This window comes from Hymenobacter ruber, from assembly GCF_054783255.1.
The window spans coordinates 1358458-1374497 of sequence record NZ_BAAGQX010000004.1 but is presented as its reverse complement, the minus strand read 5'-3'; the positions used below and the strand labels follow the sequence as shown (position 1 = coordinate 1374497).

The window sequence follows — 16040 nt, the reverse complement described above, 5'->3', positions numbered from 1 at the left end:
TAAGCAGTCGCTATAGCTTCAGCAGCTTCACGGTGGCGGTGCCGCTGGTGGTGCTGGCGCGCAGCAGGTAAACGCCTGAAGCGCCGGGCAGCGGCACGCTAAGGCGGCTGGCAGCGCTGGCGGGCACAGTTTGGCGCCACACCACGGCACCCAACGCGTTGCTTACCTGCAGCGTTACCGCCTGGTTTTGGGCACCCTGGATTTCAATTTCGGCCCGGCCGCCGGGCACAGGATTGCCGAAAACCTGCATTTGCAGGCCCGAGGTGGCCGAGGCCGAGCGGGTGGCCGTGGCGGTGGCGCACTGGGCGGGCACATCGAGCGACCAGTCGCTGGCGGCCATGTTGGTGAGGGTGCCGGGGTGGGCGTGGCCGGAGGCGTCGGCAGCCGTGAGGGCGGGCGAGTCGTTGCACTTCCAGTAGGCGGCCAGGGCGGTGCTGGTGGCGGACACGCCGCAGGCATTGGCGGCAACTTCGGCAGCGGTGAGGGCGCGGGTCCAGGCGCGCACTTCATCGAGGCGGCCGTCGAGGCCGCGCGAGGCGGCGTAGTTGCGACCCAGCGTGAAGGGCGCGTTGGCGGTCAGGCTGCCGCTGGCGGCCTGGGAGTTATCGAGCACGCCGTTGACGTAGAGCTTCATGGTGGTGCCGTCGTAAGTGCCGGCGAGGTGCGTCCACTGCCCGGCCGTGAGGCGCGCTACCGAGGCCAGCTTGCGGGTGCTGCCGCCAATCTGAGCCACAAACTGCACCTGGCTGGCATCGATGCCGGCATCGCCGAGGCGCAGCATCAGCGTGTTCACGCCGCCGTCCTCCATGCCCATGAGGCTGGAAATGTAGGGCGACGCGGCTTTGAACGAGTTAGGCTTCACCCAGCATTCGAGGCTGAAGGCCGCGCCGCTCATGTTGATGACGCCAGCGTCGACGTACTTACTCAGGCCATCGAAACTAAGCGAGGTGTTGCTGCCCGCGGCCGGGGCCGTGAGCACGGTGATGTAGGCCGGGCGGGTGAGCACGTTCTGGCCGGCCGCGTTGCTGGCCGTGAGCGTCACGGCGTAGGTGCCGGCGGTGGCGTAGGTGGCAGTGGCGTGGATGGCGGTGCTGCTGGCGGGCGTGGCGCCGGGCAAGGCCCAGGTGTAGCTGGTGGCGTTGGTGGACGAGTTGGCGAAGGTGACGGGCTGGCCGGTGAGCACGGTGGTGGCAGTGGCCGCGAAGTTGGCCACCGGGGCTACGGTGGCGGCGGTGCCGTTGTACAGTTTCAGCTTGCCCAGGTTGAAGCGGTAGGCCGTGAGGGCCGTGGCCGAGGTGGCCTGCACGCCGATAATGGCCAGCTCGCGGTTGGCGTAGGCGGCTAGGGAAACAGTGGTGCTGGCCCACAGCGTATCGGCCAGGGCCGGCACGTTCACGTACTCAGGCGTGGTCAGGTTGTCGCTGAAATACAGGGCCAGGCGGGTGCTGCTGGCGCCGGCGGCGAGGCCTTTGTAGGTCAGGTCGAGGCTGGTGGTGGCGGTAATGGGTAGTTTGGTCTGGTAGAGCTTGACGGTGGTGCTGGCGCCGGCGGCCAGGCTGCCGGCCAGTTTCACGCTGGTGCCGCCGTACCAGGCGCGGCTGAAATCGAAGCCCACGCCGATGGTGGCCGCGCCGGTGCGCGCCCACTGCCACGAGGGCAGGATGGCCTGCTTGGCCATGTCGGTCCAGCCCTTCACGGCCACGGCGCCGTTGTTGGCGAAAATCTTGCCCTGGCCCACGCAGAAGTTGGTTTCGAAGGGCAAGCTGGTGATGGCGCAGCGCACCGGCTGGTAGTAGCCGAAGCCCTGCCAGCCGCTGGCGTCGGCGGTGGTGATGTCGAGGTCGTCGCCGGAGAAGAGGCGCACCTCGGTGTTGTAGAAATTCTGGTAGTCGGCGGGGTTGCTGTTGAAGTTGTTCAGGCCGCCGTTGAAGGTGAGGTTGGGGGCGAACACGGCCAGCGAGGTGCGCGGGGTGGCGGGGCTGCCGCCGGTGTAGTAGTTGCCCAGCCAGGTGGTGCTGTTGAAGAGCTGCTGGGGGTTGCGCCCCGGCCAGATGTCGGCCCCGCTGTACACATCGAACGGGCTGCGGCCGATGCTGGCGGCCGTGGTCACGGCCGTGTTGATGGCCGTGGGGCCCGACCAGAAATAGTTGGTGAACATGGCATCGCTCACGCGGTCGGTGCCGCTTTGCAGCAGCGGGGCGTTGCTGGTGTTCAGCGTATTCTGATACGACACCACGCCGCTGGGCAGCATCGAATCGTACCAGTGAATCTCCATGCCGGCGGGCCGGATGGCTTGCAGCTGCTTGAGCAGGTTAATCAATTCGGTGGCCTGCGCCGCGCTCAGACGCGATTCTTCGTTGAAAAACCAGCCATCAAAACCGTAGTAGTTGGCCACGTCCACCAGCTTCTGGGCGCCGATGTAGTTGCCGGCCGCGTCTTTCTGGGTGAGGGCCACGAAGCCCGCTGCATCGGTGAAAATGGTGCCGATAATCTTCACGCCGTTGCGGTGGGCGGCCTCCACCCAGGGCCGGCACGGGATGCCGATGGGGCTGGCAAACCACGTCAGCACGTCGATGTACTGCCAGTGGGTGAAGTTGTAGAGGTTGAACTGGGGCTGCTCGTTGAGGTAGCCCACGAAGTTGTTCATGCCATCGGGGCACCAGTTCACTTTGGAGCTGAAGCTCTGATTGGGGTTGAGCTGGGGGGCGAGTGAATTCTGGCGGGTGGCCAGGGGTACGGTGCTCACGTTGGCCGGCACGGCGGTGGGGCCGGTGCTGGTCCAGGCCATGAGCTGGGCCGGGGTGAGGGTGGTGTACTGGGCAGCCGGCTCAATCTGGGCCTGCGCGGCGAGGGTGGCCGCCAGCAGCGTCAGCAGCAAGCAAAATCGGGAGTAGCAGTGTTTCATGGGGTGGTGAGGGGGTGGTGAGGGGTGGATGGAGAGGCCGGGGGCTAAGCAACCCCACGGCAAGGTAAAGCCCAACCACTCACGCCCCTACCTCACCCCGGCAGAAATTATTTCCCAGCCACCATCGCATCAGCCCACGAAAAAGCCCGCCGGGAGTAATCCGGCGGGCTTTTCTGATTTTTAACTGGTCTAAGCACGACCGTTAATCACAGCTTTTTACTCAGCAGCATGCCCGAATAGGCGTAGCCGTTGGCATTCAGCCCCTGCACGGGCATGAAGGACATGCCGTGGCGGCCGGCCACTTTGTGCAGCTGCGGCACCAGAATGCCCATGGTCGTACCCACGGTGTAGCCTACGATGTTGTCGGTAAGGAAGTGTTTGCCAGCCTCGATGCGGAAGTAGGCCACGGCGGCGGGCACCACGGCCGCCGCGCCCCACACGAAGGGCTCGCCGGCGTAGCCGGGATTGAAATCGTGCAGAACTTTGGCCGCGAAAAAGGTGGCCGTGGCGGTGTGGCCCGTGTGGCCAGCGAAAAACGAATTGGTGGCGATGGCGCCCGACCGGCCACCGCCGCCCTCGGGGCCGTAGAGGTAGGGCCGGTAGCGGTAGATGTTGCCTACCGAGGTGGTAAACAGGGCATCGGTGGCCAGCATGGTTTCGACGTAGAGGCCCAGAATCTGGCCGTAGTGGCTGCGCACATCGTCGTTGAGGGCCAGCAGGCCGGGGGCGATAACCAGCGTGGGGTAGCAGAGCAAGTCGCTGGTGGTCTGGGCGCGGTCGCTGTACCAGCCGGCCGAAAAGCGGTCAATTTTGGGCACGTCGTTTTTGTTGAGGGCGGCCAGCTCGGCATCGCTCAGGCCGCTTTTTTGCTGCACGCGGTAGAGGCCGAAGGCACTTACCGCCCCCAGGCCCAGGATGACGGGACCATCGACGGCAAAGCGGGTGTGGTAGGGCGAACCGGCCTGGTTTTGGGCTGAAACGGTGGGCGCTGCAGCCGTCAGCAAAGAGCCGGCCAGGGCGAGAGAGGCGAAAAACTTCATCTAAAGACAATCTGGTGATGAAGCCCGAAACGAAGAATCAGCGCGCAGGGTTGGTCACAGATGAGCTTTAGGAGTCGTTCTCCTCCAGCCATTGGCGGGCTTTTGTCGACAGCATTTACAGGTAGGAAAGCCACCAATGCGAATGCCGCTGCTTGTAGCCCTGGTACCAGCGGCAGGGCCAGTACAGCAGCAAAACCACCACGGCCCACACCACATACGCCCGCAGCAGGCTGGGGTGATAGGCGGCCGGCTGGGGCACGTTGGGCGGCGAAAAAGCTAAGTTGTAGGGCTGGCCAAACGCGGCCCACGTCCAAACCACCGTGCCGAAGCTGACGAGCGCAAAGTGCAGGATGTAGTAGAACATGGGCACTTTGCCGAACACGCTCAGCCAGCCGCGCAGGCGGGCCGGCAGCTCCTCGGCCACCGACAGCAGCAGCAGCGCCACGCCCAGCGTCAGGCTCAGAAAGAGCAGCGAGGGCGGCGATTTGGTTACGTTCAAAAACGACAGCAGGGTATAGACCGGGCCCCGCTCCTGCGTGGCCCACGGCTGCGGGTTGCCGTACCAATTGCTGGCCCGCAGCGCCACAAAAAGCAGCAGCGCGCCCGCACCCGCCCAGCGCAACAGGCGCTTGCGCTCCGGCAGCGCCATCCGAAACCACGGCCCGATGCAGTAGCCGGCCGCCATCACGGCCGCCCAGGGCAGGATGGAATAGGCCACCAGCACGGGCAATTTCGGCGTGAGCACATAAACAAAAGGACTATCGTAGAGCACGGCCGGCAGCAGCGTGGCGCTGGTTACGGGCTGGATGATGGGCAGCAGGTTGTGCCCCGCAATGACGGCCAACGCCAGCGCCCCCACCAGCCCGCGCGGCAGCCAGATGAGGCCGGCCAGTATCACCATGCTCCAGCCCAGCGCCCAGATTACCGTGAGCAGCAGCAGCTGGTAAGTCCCCCATTCCAGAATGAAGTTCATCACCACAATTTCCAGCACCACCAGCCACAGCCCGCGCGTGAGCAGAAACCGGCTTGCCGCGCCCTTGCTGGCCTGCTTTTGCTCGTAGAGAAAGATGCTGGTGCCGGCCAGAAACATAAAAGTCGGCGCGCAGAAATGCGTAATCCAGCGCGTGAAAAACAGCAGCACCGAGGCCTGGGCCACATCCTCGGGCCGCACGGTGGTGGGGCTCCAGAAATCCCGGATGTGGTCGAGGGCCATGATGACCATGACCAGGCCGCGCACCACATCAATGGCCTGCACGCGGGGCGTGGCGGCCCGGCTGGCAACGGGCGGGGGTGGCAGGGTAGTAGTCAGTTCCATCGGCGGGAATGTTGGGGGAAGAGGCAGGCAAGTTAAGGGATTTACCGAAGCCTTGGCGGGGCGGCCAGCAACGGGCGGGTGGTTTTCCACGTTGCCCAAGTTCCGCCTGTCTCGCGCCCGTTTTCATGCTCTTTCGTCTGCTGTTTTTTCTGCTGCTGGCGGCCCCGACCGCACCGGCCGCCGCCTACTCCGTGCTCACCCACCAGGCCATCGTCGACACGACCTGGGCCGACTGCATTGCCCCGCTGCTGCAGCACCACTACCCCGGCGGCACCCCCGACGAAATGAACCTGGCCAAAAGCTACGCTTACGGCGGGGCCATTTTGCAGGACATGGGCTACTACCCGCTGGGCTCCACACTCTTCACCAACCTCACGCACTACGTGCGGGCCGGCGACTTTGTGCGCAACCTGCTGCGCCAGGCCCGCAACCGCAACGAGTACGCTTTTGCGCTGGGCGCGCTGGCCCACTACGCCGCCGACAACGTGGGCCACCCCGAGGGCACCAACCAGATTATCCCGACGGTGTACCCCGATTTGAAGGCGAAATTTGGCTCCATCGTCACCTACGAGCAGGCCACCGTGCGGCACACCGAGCTGGAATTTTCCTTCGATGTGGTGCAGGTAGCGGCCGGCCGCTTCCGCAGCCAGGCCTACCACAAGGCCATCGGCTTCCGGGTGAGCAAGCCGGTGATGGAGCGCGCCTTCCGCCAAACCTACGGGCTGGAGATGAAGCAGATTTTTTTCAACGTGGACGCCAGCGTAGCCACCTTCCGCTTTGCCGTGAACCACCTGCTGCCGGCGGCGGCGCGGGCCGCCTGGCAGCACAAGCACGATGAAATACGGGAACTAAGCCCCCGCGCCCGGCGGGCCGACTCGCTCTACCACAACAACCGCCGCCAGTACCGCCGCGAGTTTGGGCACGACAACGAACGGCCGGGTTTCGGGGCGCGCCTGATGGCCAGCGTGCTGAGCGTGCTGCCCAAAGTTGGCCCCCTCAAGCCCTACGCCTTCACCCTGCCCGATGTGCCGGGGGCCCTGCAGTTCCACCGCAGCTACCGCGCCTCGCTGGCCCGGTTTTGTGCCCTTACCCACGAGCAGCCCGCCGACACCACCCACACCCTGCCCCTGCCCGATACCAACCTCGACACCGGCCAGCCCACCCGCCCCACCGCCTACGCCCTGGCCGACCAGACCTATGGCGAGCTGCTGCGCAAGCTGCAAAAACGCAAATTCAAGCACCTCACCCCCGCCCTGCGCCAAGCGTTGCTCGACTATTTCGCCAGTGGCGTGCCCACCACCGTCCAGGAGCAGGAGCACGACGACAGCAAGCAGGAGCGCAAAGCCGACAAAAAGCGCCCGGCCACGGAAGCGGCATTGGCTGCGCTGCGGGCGCGACACTAGCCGGGCGCCCCGTGCAATTGCATTGATTTTCCGGCCGAACCGTTGCGTTACGGGCGCGTATGCGGTTGAGCTTACCCCTTTAAAAACCAGTGCGCTCATGCGAATATTTTCGTGGTGGTGGCTCAGCTTTTTTCTTCTGCTGACAACGCTGGCGCACGCCAGCGTACCGCCCGCCGCCCTGCCCCCGCGCCCCAACCCGGCGCGGTTCGTCAACGACTTTGCCGGCGTGCTCAGCGCGGAGCAGCGGCTGGCGCTGGAACAGAAGCTGCAAGCCTACAACGACTCGACCACCACCCAGATTGCCGTAGTGCTGCTGAAAACGGTGGCACCCTACGAAGTGGCCGAGTACGCCCAGCAGCTCGGCGAGGCCTGGGGCGTGGGCCAGAAAGGCCGCAACAACGGCATCGTGATTCTGGCGGCCATTGATGACCGGCGCGTGGCCATCCAGACGGGCTACGGCATGGAAGAGCGGGTGCCGGACTACGTAACTGCCCAGATTATCACGCAGCAGTTCCAGCCCGATTTCAAGCTGAAGCGCTATTACGAAGGGCTCGACCACGGCATCGACGTGATAATTCACCGGGCGGCGGGCGAGTTTTCGCCGTTCACGCCGCACCCGGCCCCGTGGGCGGCGCAGCCGTGGTGGGTGTGGCTGATATTCCTGACGCTGGTACCCCTGGGCCTGGGGGTGATGTACGTGATGTTCTTCAAGGTCAGCTGGGCGGGCGGCAGCTCGGGGTCGCGCACGCGCTCCACCATGAGCAGTTCGTCGAGCAGCAGCGGGTCATCGTCAAGCAGTAGCAGCTCCAGCAGCTTCGGGGGCGGCAGTTTCGGAGGCGGGGGCAGCAGCGGAGGCTGGTAGGCCGGCAGCCACACCTCTGGTTTTTTGAGGAAGGGTTGCGCTATTCGCCAGCGCGGAAGCGCACCGGGGTGGCGGGCATTGGCCGGCGGCGCTTTTGTTGCGTAATACCTCCCGTAGCGCAGGCACGGCCCACTCCCATTCCCACCGCGCAGAATCCGGCCCCTCGCCCATGGATATTCGCCCCCGCGACGACGCGCCGCACTGGCAGCGGGTCGCCTATCGTATTATTTTTGAGTCGGATACCCGCGCCGGGCGGGCGTTTGATATCGTGCTGCTCGTGGCCATCGTGCTCAGTGTGCTGGCCGTGATGCTGGAAAGCGTGCACAGCATCGCGGTCGAATACGGCCCCTTTCTGCGGGCCGTGGAGTGGGCGTTTACGGGGCTGTTTCTCATCGAATACCTGGTGCGGCTGCTGGTGGTGCGCCGGCCCCTGGCCTACGCGCTGAGCCTGCTCGGCATCATTGATTTTCTGGCCATTGTGCCCGCGCTGGCGGCGCTGGTGCTGGCGGGCAGCCATTATCTGCTGGCCATTCGCACGCTGCGGCTGCTGCGGGTTTTTCGGATTTTCAAGCTGGGCCGCTTCGTGGGCGAGGGCGAGTTCATCGTGCAGGCGCTGAAGGCCAGCCGCTTCAAAATTCTGGTATTTCTCACAGCGGTGCTCACGCTGGTTATCGTGGTGGGCACGCTGATGTACGTAGTGGAAGGCGGTCAGAATGGCTTCACCAGCATTCCGAAAAGCATTTATTGGGCCGTGGTAACGGTAACGACGGTGGGCTACGGCGACATTTCGCCGGTCACCGTGCTGGGCCAGTCGCTGGCCTCGGTACTCATGGTAATGGGCTACGCCATCATTGCCGTGCCCACCGGCATTGTGTCGGCCCAGATGGCGCAGCCGGCGGCCCCGGCCACCCCGCCCGCGACAGTCGCGCCAGTTTACAAACAGGCCGTTTGCCCCGCCTGCCAGGCTGATGGCCACCGCCCCGATGCCAAATTCTGCTGGCGCTGCGGACAGCCGGTGTAGCGCGGGCCAACGAGCCGCAAGCGCCATCCGGCTAACCTTTCCGGGCCGGGTGGGGTACACCCTGCTCACCCGAAGGCGGCCCGGGCCGTCCGCGCAACTGGTAATTTATGAACGAACAGCTGGCGCATCTCGTCTCGCACTTCCCCGATATTTTCACGGGCCTGGCCGTGCTGCTGGGCGGGCTGGCCGCCGGGCTGGTGGTCCGGTTTGTCATCTTCGCCGGGCTGCGGGCCTATGACCGGCGCGAAGATTCGGCCCTGGCCCGCTCGCTGGCGCGGCACCTGCGCATGGCCAGCGCGTGGTTTCTGCCGGTGCTGGCCATTTCGCTGCTGCTGCCGCTGGTGCCCCTGCCGCCCAAGCCGTTTGAGGTGCTGCGCCGTTTCATCGAGTTTGTGCTGATTCTCACCTTCGCCTGGGGCCTGATTAAGACGCTGGACGTGTTTCAGGACCTGGTGCAGCTGCGCTACCAGCTCGGTTCGCCCGATAATCTGCGGGTGCGCAAGCTCTTCACGCAGCTCCAGTTTCTGAAGAAGCTGGCGGCTTCGCTGGTGGCGTTTGTGGCGGTGGGGCTGGTTTTGATGAGCTTTGAAACGGTGCGGCGGCTGGGCACGGGTTTGCTCACGTCGGCTGGCATTGCCAGCGTGATTGTGGGTTTTGCGGCGCAGCGCTCCATTAGCAACCTGCTGGCGGGCTTTCAGATTGCGTTTACCCAGCCCATCCGAATTGATGATGTGCTGGTGGTGGAGGGCGAATGGGGCCGGGTGGAGGAAATTACGTTCACCTACGTGGTGCTCAGCATCTGGGATGAGCGCCGGCTGGTGCTGCCGCTCAATTACTTCATCGAGAAGCCCTTCCAGAACTGGACACGCACCAGCGCCCGCCTCACCGGCGCGGTCTTCCTCCAAACCGACTACACCGTGCCCGTAGATGCCCTGCGCGCCGAGCTGCGCCGCCTGCTCGAAGCCAGCCCGCTCTGGGATGAGCGGGTGTGCGTGCTGCAAGTAACGGACTCGAAAGAGCGCACCCTGGAGATACGGGCATTGGTGAGCGCCGCCAATGCCAGCGCGCTATGGGATTTGCGTTGCGTCGTGCGCGAGGGACTGGTGGCGTTTTTGCAGCGGGATTTCCCCGCCAGCCTGCCCCGCACGCGGGCCGAGGTGGATGGGCCTCCGGTGGTTGGCGCGGCCACTTGACGGGCCGTAGCGCGGACTTTGTAGTCCGCGAGTGGATTGATTGACTCGCGGACTACAAAGTCCGCGCTACATTGCTAATCTGGTTTGGAGGCGGAAAAGGGGGCGTCCTCGGCGGCGGTGCCGCGGGTGGTGGCGGGCGCGGGCACCATATCGAAATCCAGCGTAACGCCCTGCTGCAAGGCGCCGTGGCTGAGCCAGTTGTGGCCGTAGGGCTGGCCGTTCATTTTGAGTTGGCTGATGTAACGGTTGGCGGCGTTGTTGGCGGGGGCATTCAGCACCACGTCGTGGCCGTTTTCGAGGTGCAGGGTGGCCCTGGGGAAGAGCGGTGCACCGAGCACGTATTGGTCCGAAGCGGGGCACACGGGGTAGAAGCCCAAGGCCGAAAACACGTACCAGGCCGAGGTTTGGCCGTTGTCTTCGTCGCCGCAGTAGCCGTCGGGCGTGGGGCGGTAGAGGCGGTTCATGGTTTCGCGGGCCCAATACTGAGCTTTCCAGGGCTGGGCGGCGTAGTTGTAGAGGTAGATGATGTGCTGGGCCGGCTGGTTGCCGTGGGCGTACTGGCCCATATTGGCAATCTGCATCTCCCGGATTTCGTGGATGACCTCGCCGTAATACGCTTCGTCAAAGATGGGCGGCAGGGTAAACACCGAGTCCAGCGTGGCCAGGAAAGGCCGGGGGCCGCCCATCAGGTTCATCAGGCCCTGCACGTCGTGAAACACCGACCAAGTGTAGTGCCAGCTGTTGCCCTCGGTGAAGGCATCGCCCCACTTGAAGGGATTGAATGGGGTTTGGAAGGTGCCGTTCTGATTGCGGCCGCGCATCAGGCCGCTCTGTTTATCAAATAGTTTGCGGTAGTTCTGGCTGCGCTGGGTGTAGAGGGCAATTTCCTTTTTGGGCCGCTTCAAGGCCGTGGCCAGCTGCGCGATGGCGAAATCATCGTAGGCGTATTCGAGGGTGCGGGCGGCGCTTTCGTTGATTTTCACGTCGTAGGGCACGTAGCCGAGCTTGTTGTAGTAGCTCACGCCGGCGCGGCCCACGGCTTCGAGCGGGCCGGCATTGTTGGCCCCGTGCGTCAGGGCCTGGTAGAGGGTATTGATGTCGTAGCCGCGCCCGCCTTTCAGGTACGCCTCGGCCACTACGGAGGCGGAATTGTTGCCCACCATGATGTTGCGGTAGCCGGGGCTGCCCCACTCCGGCAGCCAGCCGCCCTCGCGGTAGGCATTGGCCAGCCCGGCCTGGATTTCGGCATTCACCGACGGGTACATCAGGTTCAGCAGCGGAAACAAGGCCCGGAAGGTGTCCCAAAACCCGGTATCGGTGTAGAGAAAACCGGGCTGTACCTGGCCGTTGTAGGGGCTGTAGTGCACGGGCTGGCCGGCCGCGTCCAGCTCGTAGAACTTGCGCGGAAACAGCAGCGAGCGGTAGAGGCAGGAGTAAAACGTGCGCTGTTGCTCATCGGTCCCGCCCTGGATTTCGACCCGGCCCAGAGCTTTACTCCAGGCGTCGCGGCCCTTCTGCTTCACGGTTTCAAAGTCATCGGTGCCGATTTCCTGGAGGTTGCGCTCGGCCTGCTCCGCGCTGATGAACGAGGAAGCCACACGGGCCTGCACCTGCTCGCCCCGGCCGGTGCGGAAGCTGACCACCGCGCCCGCGTGGGCAGCGGTGAGCTCGGTACCGGTGCTGGTCAGGGTGTTATCGTTGACCAAGTGCGTGGCCGTGAACGGGCGGTCGAACTCAACGATGAAGTAGTTTTTGAAGTTGGCGGGCACGCCGCCCCGGTTGCGAGTGGTGTAGCCGATGATGCGGTGCTGGGCCGGCAGCAGCTTCACGTAGGAGCCTTTGTCGAGGGCATCGAGCAGGACGTAGGCGCTGTCGGTTTTGGGGAAGGTGAAGCGGAACCGGACGGCGCGCTCGGTGGGGGCCAGCTCGGTGGTGATGTTGTAATCAGCGAGGTACACGCTGTAGTAGTAGGGCCGGGCGGTTTCGGATTTGTGCGAAAACCAGCTGGCGCGCTCGTCCTCCCCCACCCTGATTTTGCCGGTGCCGGGCATGAGCATGAACTGCCCGTAGTCGTTCATCCACGGCGAAGGCTGGTGCGTCTGCTTGAAGCCCCTGATTTTATCGGCCCCGTACTGGTAGGCCCAGCCGTTGCCCATTTTGCCGGTTTGGGGCATCCAGCAGTTCATGCCCCAGGGCCGCGAAATGGCGGGATAGGTGTTGCCATTCGAGAGGTCGGGCTTGGAATCGGTGCCCATGAGCGGGTTCACCAAATCGGCGGGCGCGAGGGTTTGGGCTGAGGATTGGGTGGTGCCGAACAGCGCAAGCAACAGAACCAGAAGTAGCCGGAGGGACATAGGCGGGCGGGAAAACGGTTTGGAGCGCGCAAAGTAGCGCGGACTTTGTAGTCCGCGAGTCAACCAATTCACTCGCGGACTACAAAGTCCGCGCTACTTCGCGTTCGCCTTGTGCAGCAGGCGCACCACGAGGCCGGTCCAGCCGGTTTGGTGGCTGGCGCCGAGGCCGTGACCGTCGTCGCCGTGGAAGTATTCGTGGAAGAGCAGATTATCCCGAAAATGCTCGTCGGTCTGGTGGATTTCGGTATCGCCGTGGGCCGGGCGGCGGCCGTTTTCGTCCTTGAGAAACAGGCGTGCGAGGCGGCCGGAAAGGGCATCGGCCACTTGCGCCAGCGTGTGCAACTGGCCCGAGCCGGTGGGGTATTCGATGGTGAAAGCGTCGCCGTAGTAGGTATGAAACCGTTGCAGCGACTCGATAATCAAATAATTAACCGGGAACCAGATGGGGCCGCGCCAGTTGGAGTTGCCGCCGAACATATCCGAATCAGCCTCGCCGGCCACGTACGCGACGGAGAAGCTGTCTTTTTCGCCCATGTGGTACCAGTAGGGATTATCCAGGTGGTAGCGAGAGAGCGAGCGGATGCCGTAGTCGGAGAGGAATTCGGTTTCGTCGAGCATGCGGGTGAGCACGCTACGGAGGCGACTACGGCGCATGAGGCCCATGAGGTGCTTGGTGGCCTGGCCGGGCTCCTGCCAGCGGCTCACCAACTCGGCCAGACGCGGGCGGCGCTGGATGAGGGCCAGGGCGCGGGCGTGGAATTCGGGCACGGTGGCGAGTAATTCATCATCGACGACTTCGACCGCGAACAGCGGAATGAGGCCCACCATGGAGCGGATGCGCAGGCGGGTGCGCGAGTCGTCGGGGGCGTGCAGCACGTCGTAGTAGAACTGGTCTTCCTCGTCCCAGAGGTTGAAATGGCCGCCGCCGCCGCGCGTCATGGCCTCGGCGATGTAGAGGAAGTGCTCGAAGAACTTGGTGGCCATTTCCTGGTACACGGGCGTGGTGCGGGCCAGCTCCAGGGCCATGCGCATGAGGTTGAGGGCGAACATGGCCATCCAGCTGGTGCCGTCCGATTGCTCGATTTTGCCGCCGGTGGGCAGCGGGGATGAGCGGTCGAACACGCCGATGTTGTCCATGCCCAGGAAGCCGCCCTCGAAGATGTTGCGCTCGTCACGGTCCTTGCGGTTCACCCACCAGGTGAAGGTCATGACCAGCTTCTGGAACACGGCTTCGAGAAAGGCAGTGTCGCCCTTGCCGTCGTGCAGCTTGCGGTCCATCTGGTACACGCGCCAGGTGGCCCAGGCGTGCACGGGGGCGTTCACGTCGCTGAAATGCCATTCGTAGGCGGGCATCTGGCCGTTGGGGTGCAGGTAGCCGTCCTGGCACAGCAGGCGGAGCTGGTGCTTGGCGAAGTCGGCATCCACCATGGCCAGCGGCAGGCAGTGGAAGGCCAGGTCCCAGGCGGCGTACCAGGGGTATTCCCACTTGTCGGGCATCGAGACGATGTCGGCGTTGTGCAGGTGGCGCCAGGTGGAATTGCGGCCTTCGAGGCGCTGGGCAGGCGGCGTGGGGCGGGCGGGGTCGCCGTCGAGCCACTGGCTCACGTCGTAGTAATAATACTGCTTGCTCCAGAGCATGCCGGCGAAGGCCTGGCGCTGCACGTTGCGGGCGTCGGCATTGGTGAGGCCCTCCTGGATGCAGTCGTAAAACTCATCGGATTCCTGGCGGCGGGTGTTGAAAAGGTGGTCGAAATCGGCAAACGGTTCGGCGTGCTCGGGCTGGCTGAGGCGCAGGCGCACCACCTGGGGCTGGCCGGGCTCGATGGTGAATTGGTAGCGGGCGGCGGCCTTAGTGCCGTGCTGGGCGGGGTTTACGGCCGTTTTCTGGCCTTCGACTACGTACTCATTGATGCCGTCCTTGAAGTAGCGACCGGCTTTGTTTTTCTTCTTGCGTTTCTTACCGAAGAGCGTGGGGCTGGTTTCGTTTTCGCAGAAAAGCAGGTCGGATGCCTGGTCGCAGTAGAGCTGGAAGCGGCCCAAATCCTGGTGTTCGGCGGCCATTGCATCGGATTTGATGCGGCGGATTTCGGGGCGATGGTCGTCGTAGCCCAGCGTCCAGGTGTTGCGGAACCAGAGCTGGGGCAGCACCGTGAGCGGCGCGGCTTCGGGGCCGCGGTTGTGGATGGTGAGCTGGACGAGGATGTCCTGCGGGCCGGCTTTGGCGTATTCGATGAAGACGTCAAAGTAGCGGCTTTCGGCGAAGATACCGGTGTCGAACAGCTCAAATTCGGGGTCCTGGCGGGTGCGGGCGGCGTTTTCGGCCCGCAGCTCAGCATAAGGGAAAGCGGCCTGCGGGTACTTGTACAGCATCCGCATGTAGGAGTGCGTGGGGGTGCTGTCGAGGTAGTAGTACTGCTCTTTCACGTCCTCGCCGTGGTTGCCCTCGGGGTTGGTGAGGCCGAAGAGGCGCTCTTTGAGTTGGTTGTCGTGGCCGTTCCAGAGGCCGATGGCGAAGCACATCAGCTGCTGGTCGTCGGAAATTCCGCCGAGGCCTTCTTCGCCCCAGCGGTAGGCGTAAGCGCGGGCCATGTCGTGGCTGATGTAGTTCCAGGCGTCGCCGTGGGCGCTGTAGTCTTCGCGCACGGTGCCCCACTGGCGTTCGGTGAGGTAGGGGCCGAATTGCTTCCAGTCGGTGGTTTTGGTACGGGCTTCGGCCAGTCGTATTTGTTCTTGCATAGCGGGTCGGAGCGAGCAGGGCCGGGCGCGAAGAACGCAGCGCGGGCGCTACTGGCGAGGTTAGCGGGAAATCGGGCTTACGGGATTGGGCGGGTAAGGGGCCATGTAGCGCGGACTTTGTAGTCCGCGTCCCGGCGCCGTTCGGGTTTCGTTCGGGGCCGCGGACTACAAAGTCCGCGCTACAGCGCCCTTGCGAAACGCACGCCGCCATACGCGTAGCCGTTCAGGTTCAGGCCCTGCACCGGCACCAGCGACACACCCGTGCCGTGCAGCTTTTTGTAGAAATGCAGCGCCACCAAGCCCACCGCCGCCCCTACCCCCACGCCCACCGCCGAATCGGTGAAGCGCTGCGGGGGCACGGTGGCGGGGTCGAATACCATGTCGTTGCGGTGCAGGCGGGGCACTACTATGCCCACGGTGGCACCTACGGCGTAGCCCACCAGGTTATCAGACAGGAAGTGCTTGCCGGCCCGGATGCGGAAGTAGGCCACCACGGCGGGCACGGCAGCGGCGGTGCCCCAGATGTAGGGTTCGGCTTTGGAGCCGGGGTTGAAATCGTGAAAAACCTGGGCGGCGAAGAAGGTGGCGGTGGCCGTGTGGGCGGTGTGCCCGCCAAAAAACGAATCGGTGGCGACGGGGCCGTGGCGCAGCTCGCCCCCCTCGGGGCCGTAGAGGTAGGGCCGGTAGCGGTACACGGTGCCCACGGTGAGGGTGAAGAGGGCGGCGGTGCTGCTCAGGGTTTCGAGGTAGAGGCCGGCCACCTGCCCGTAGCAGCCGTGCACGTTGGGCTGGAAGGCCAGCAGGGCGGGCACCAGCGCCAGCGTGCCGTAGCAAAAGCCGTCGCTGATGAGCTGGGCGCGGGGGCTGAACCGGCCGGCCGAAAACCGGTCGAGGGCCGGGATATTGGCCGGGTCGAGGGCGGCCAGGTCGGCCTCGGTGGCGGTGCGCTTGTGCTGCACCAGCAGCAGCCCGGTGCCGCTGAGGCCCAGCAGCCCGGCCGTGAGGGGGGCGTCCACGGCGAAGCGGGTGGTGTAGGGCGAGGGGGCCTGCTGGGCGCGGGCGGCGGGGCCGGCGCTCAGCCACAGAGCCCCGGCGAGCAGGAGAGGCGGGCAAGGCTTCATGGCACGAAGGACGGGCCAAAACAGCGGGTTTCGGATAAACAGTGGGTTTGGCATCGCTGGGTGCTTTGCAGACAGCCCTGTTCCCGAACA

At 64.6% G+C, this 16040-nt stretch carries 10 protein-coding genes; 4 read left to right on the top strand and 6 right to left on the bottom strand.

The features are described from left to right. Positions 1-10 precede the first annotated feature (10 nt). From ACYVM5_RS16430 to ACYVM5_RS16420, 3 genes are all read right to left on the bottom strand, one after another. A complete protein-coding gene (locus ACYVM5_RS16430; protein ID WP_460619189.1) occupies positions 11-2905 on the bottom strand; it encodes an endo-beta-N-acetylglucosaminidase in 2895 nt (964 codons plus the stop codon). 206 nt (positions 2906-3111) lie between these two features. After that, positions 3112-3945, bottom strand: a complete 834-nt coding sequence (locus ACYVM5_RS16425) for a phosphatase PAP2 family protein (RefSeq protein ID WP_460619188.1) — start codon at positions 3943-3945, stop codon at positions 3112-3114. A gap of 115 nt (positions 3946-4060) precedes the next feature. Next, the gene (locus tag ACYVM5_RS16420; RefSeq protein WP_460619187.1) at positions 4061-5260 is read right to left on the bottom strand and encodes a DUF1624 domain-containing protein; all 1200 of its coding nucleotides are present in this window, start codon (positions 5258-5260) and stop codon (positions 4061-4063) included. 125 nt (positions 5261-5385) lie between these two features. On the opposite strand from ACYVM5_RS16420, the gene ACYVM5_RS16415 reads away from it, so the two are divergent. The 4 genes from ACYVM5_RS16415 (at position 5386) to ACYVM5_RS16400 (ending at position 9739) form a co-directional block, all read left to right on the top strand. Beyond that, the gene (locus ACYVM5_RS16415) at positions 5386-6663 is read left to right on the top strand and encodes a zinc dependent phospholipase C family protein (protein ID WP_460619186.1); all 1278 of its coding nucleotides are present in this window, start codon (positions 5386-5388) and stop codon (positions 6661-6663) included. Between the two features lie 97 nt (positions 6664-6760). Beyond that, entirely contained in the window at positions 6761-7525 is a 765-nt protein-coding gene (locus ACYVM5_RS16410) for a TPM domain-containing protein (protein WP_460619185.1), read from the top strand. Positions 7526-7694: 169 nt separating this feature from the next. Further along, positions 7695-8546, top strand: coding sequence for an ion transporter (locus ACYVM5_RS16405; RefSeq protein WP_460619184.1), 852 nt, complete (start codon positions 7695-7697; stop codon positions 8544-8546). 107 nt (positions 8547-8653) lie between these two features. Next, entirely contained in the window at positions 8654-9739 is a 1086-nt protein-coding gene (locus ACYVM5_RS16400; RefSeq protein WP_460619183.1) for a mechanosensitive ion channel family protein, read from the top strand. A gap of 74 nt (positions 9740-9813) precedes the next feature. Here ACYVM5_RS16400 and ACYVM5_RS16395 read toward each other — a convergent pair whose 3' ends face one another. From ACYVM5_RS16395 to ACYVM5_RS16385, 3 genes are all read right to left on the bottom strand, one after another. Continuing rightward, entirely contained in the window at positions 9814-12093 is a 2280-nt protein-coding gene (locus ACYVM5_RS16395; RefSeq protein WP_460619182.1) for a GH92 family glycosyl hydrolase, read from the bottom strand. A 93-nt stretch (positions 12094-12186) separates the two neighbouring features. Continuing rightward, positions 12187-14829 carry a glucosidase family protein gene (locus ACYVM5_RS16390; RefSeq protein WP_460619181.1) on the bottom strand — a complete coding sequence of 881 codons (2643 nt, stop codon included), beginning with the start codon at positions 14827-14829 and terminating at the stop codon, positions 12187-12189. Positions 14830-15008: 179 nt separating this feature from the next. Further along, positions 15009-15950, bottom strand: a complete 942-nt coding sequence (locus tag ACYVM5_RS16385; RefSeq protein WP_460619180.1) for a phosphatase PAP2 family protein — start codon at positions 15948-15950, stop codon at positions 15009-15011. Between the last annotated feature and the right edge of the window lie 90 nt (positions 15951-16040).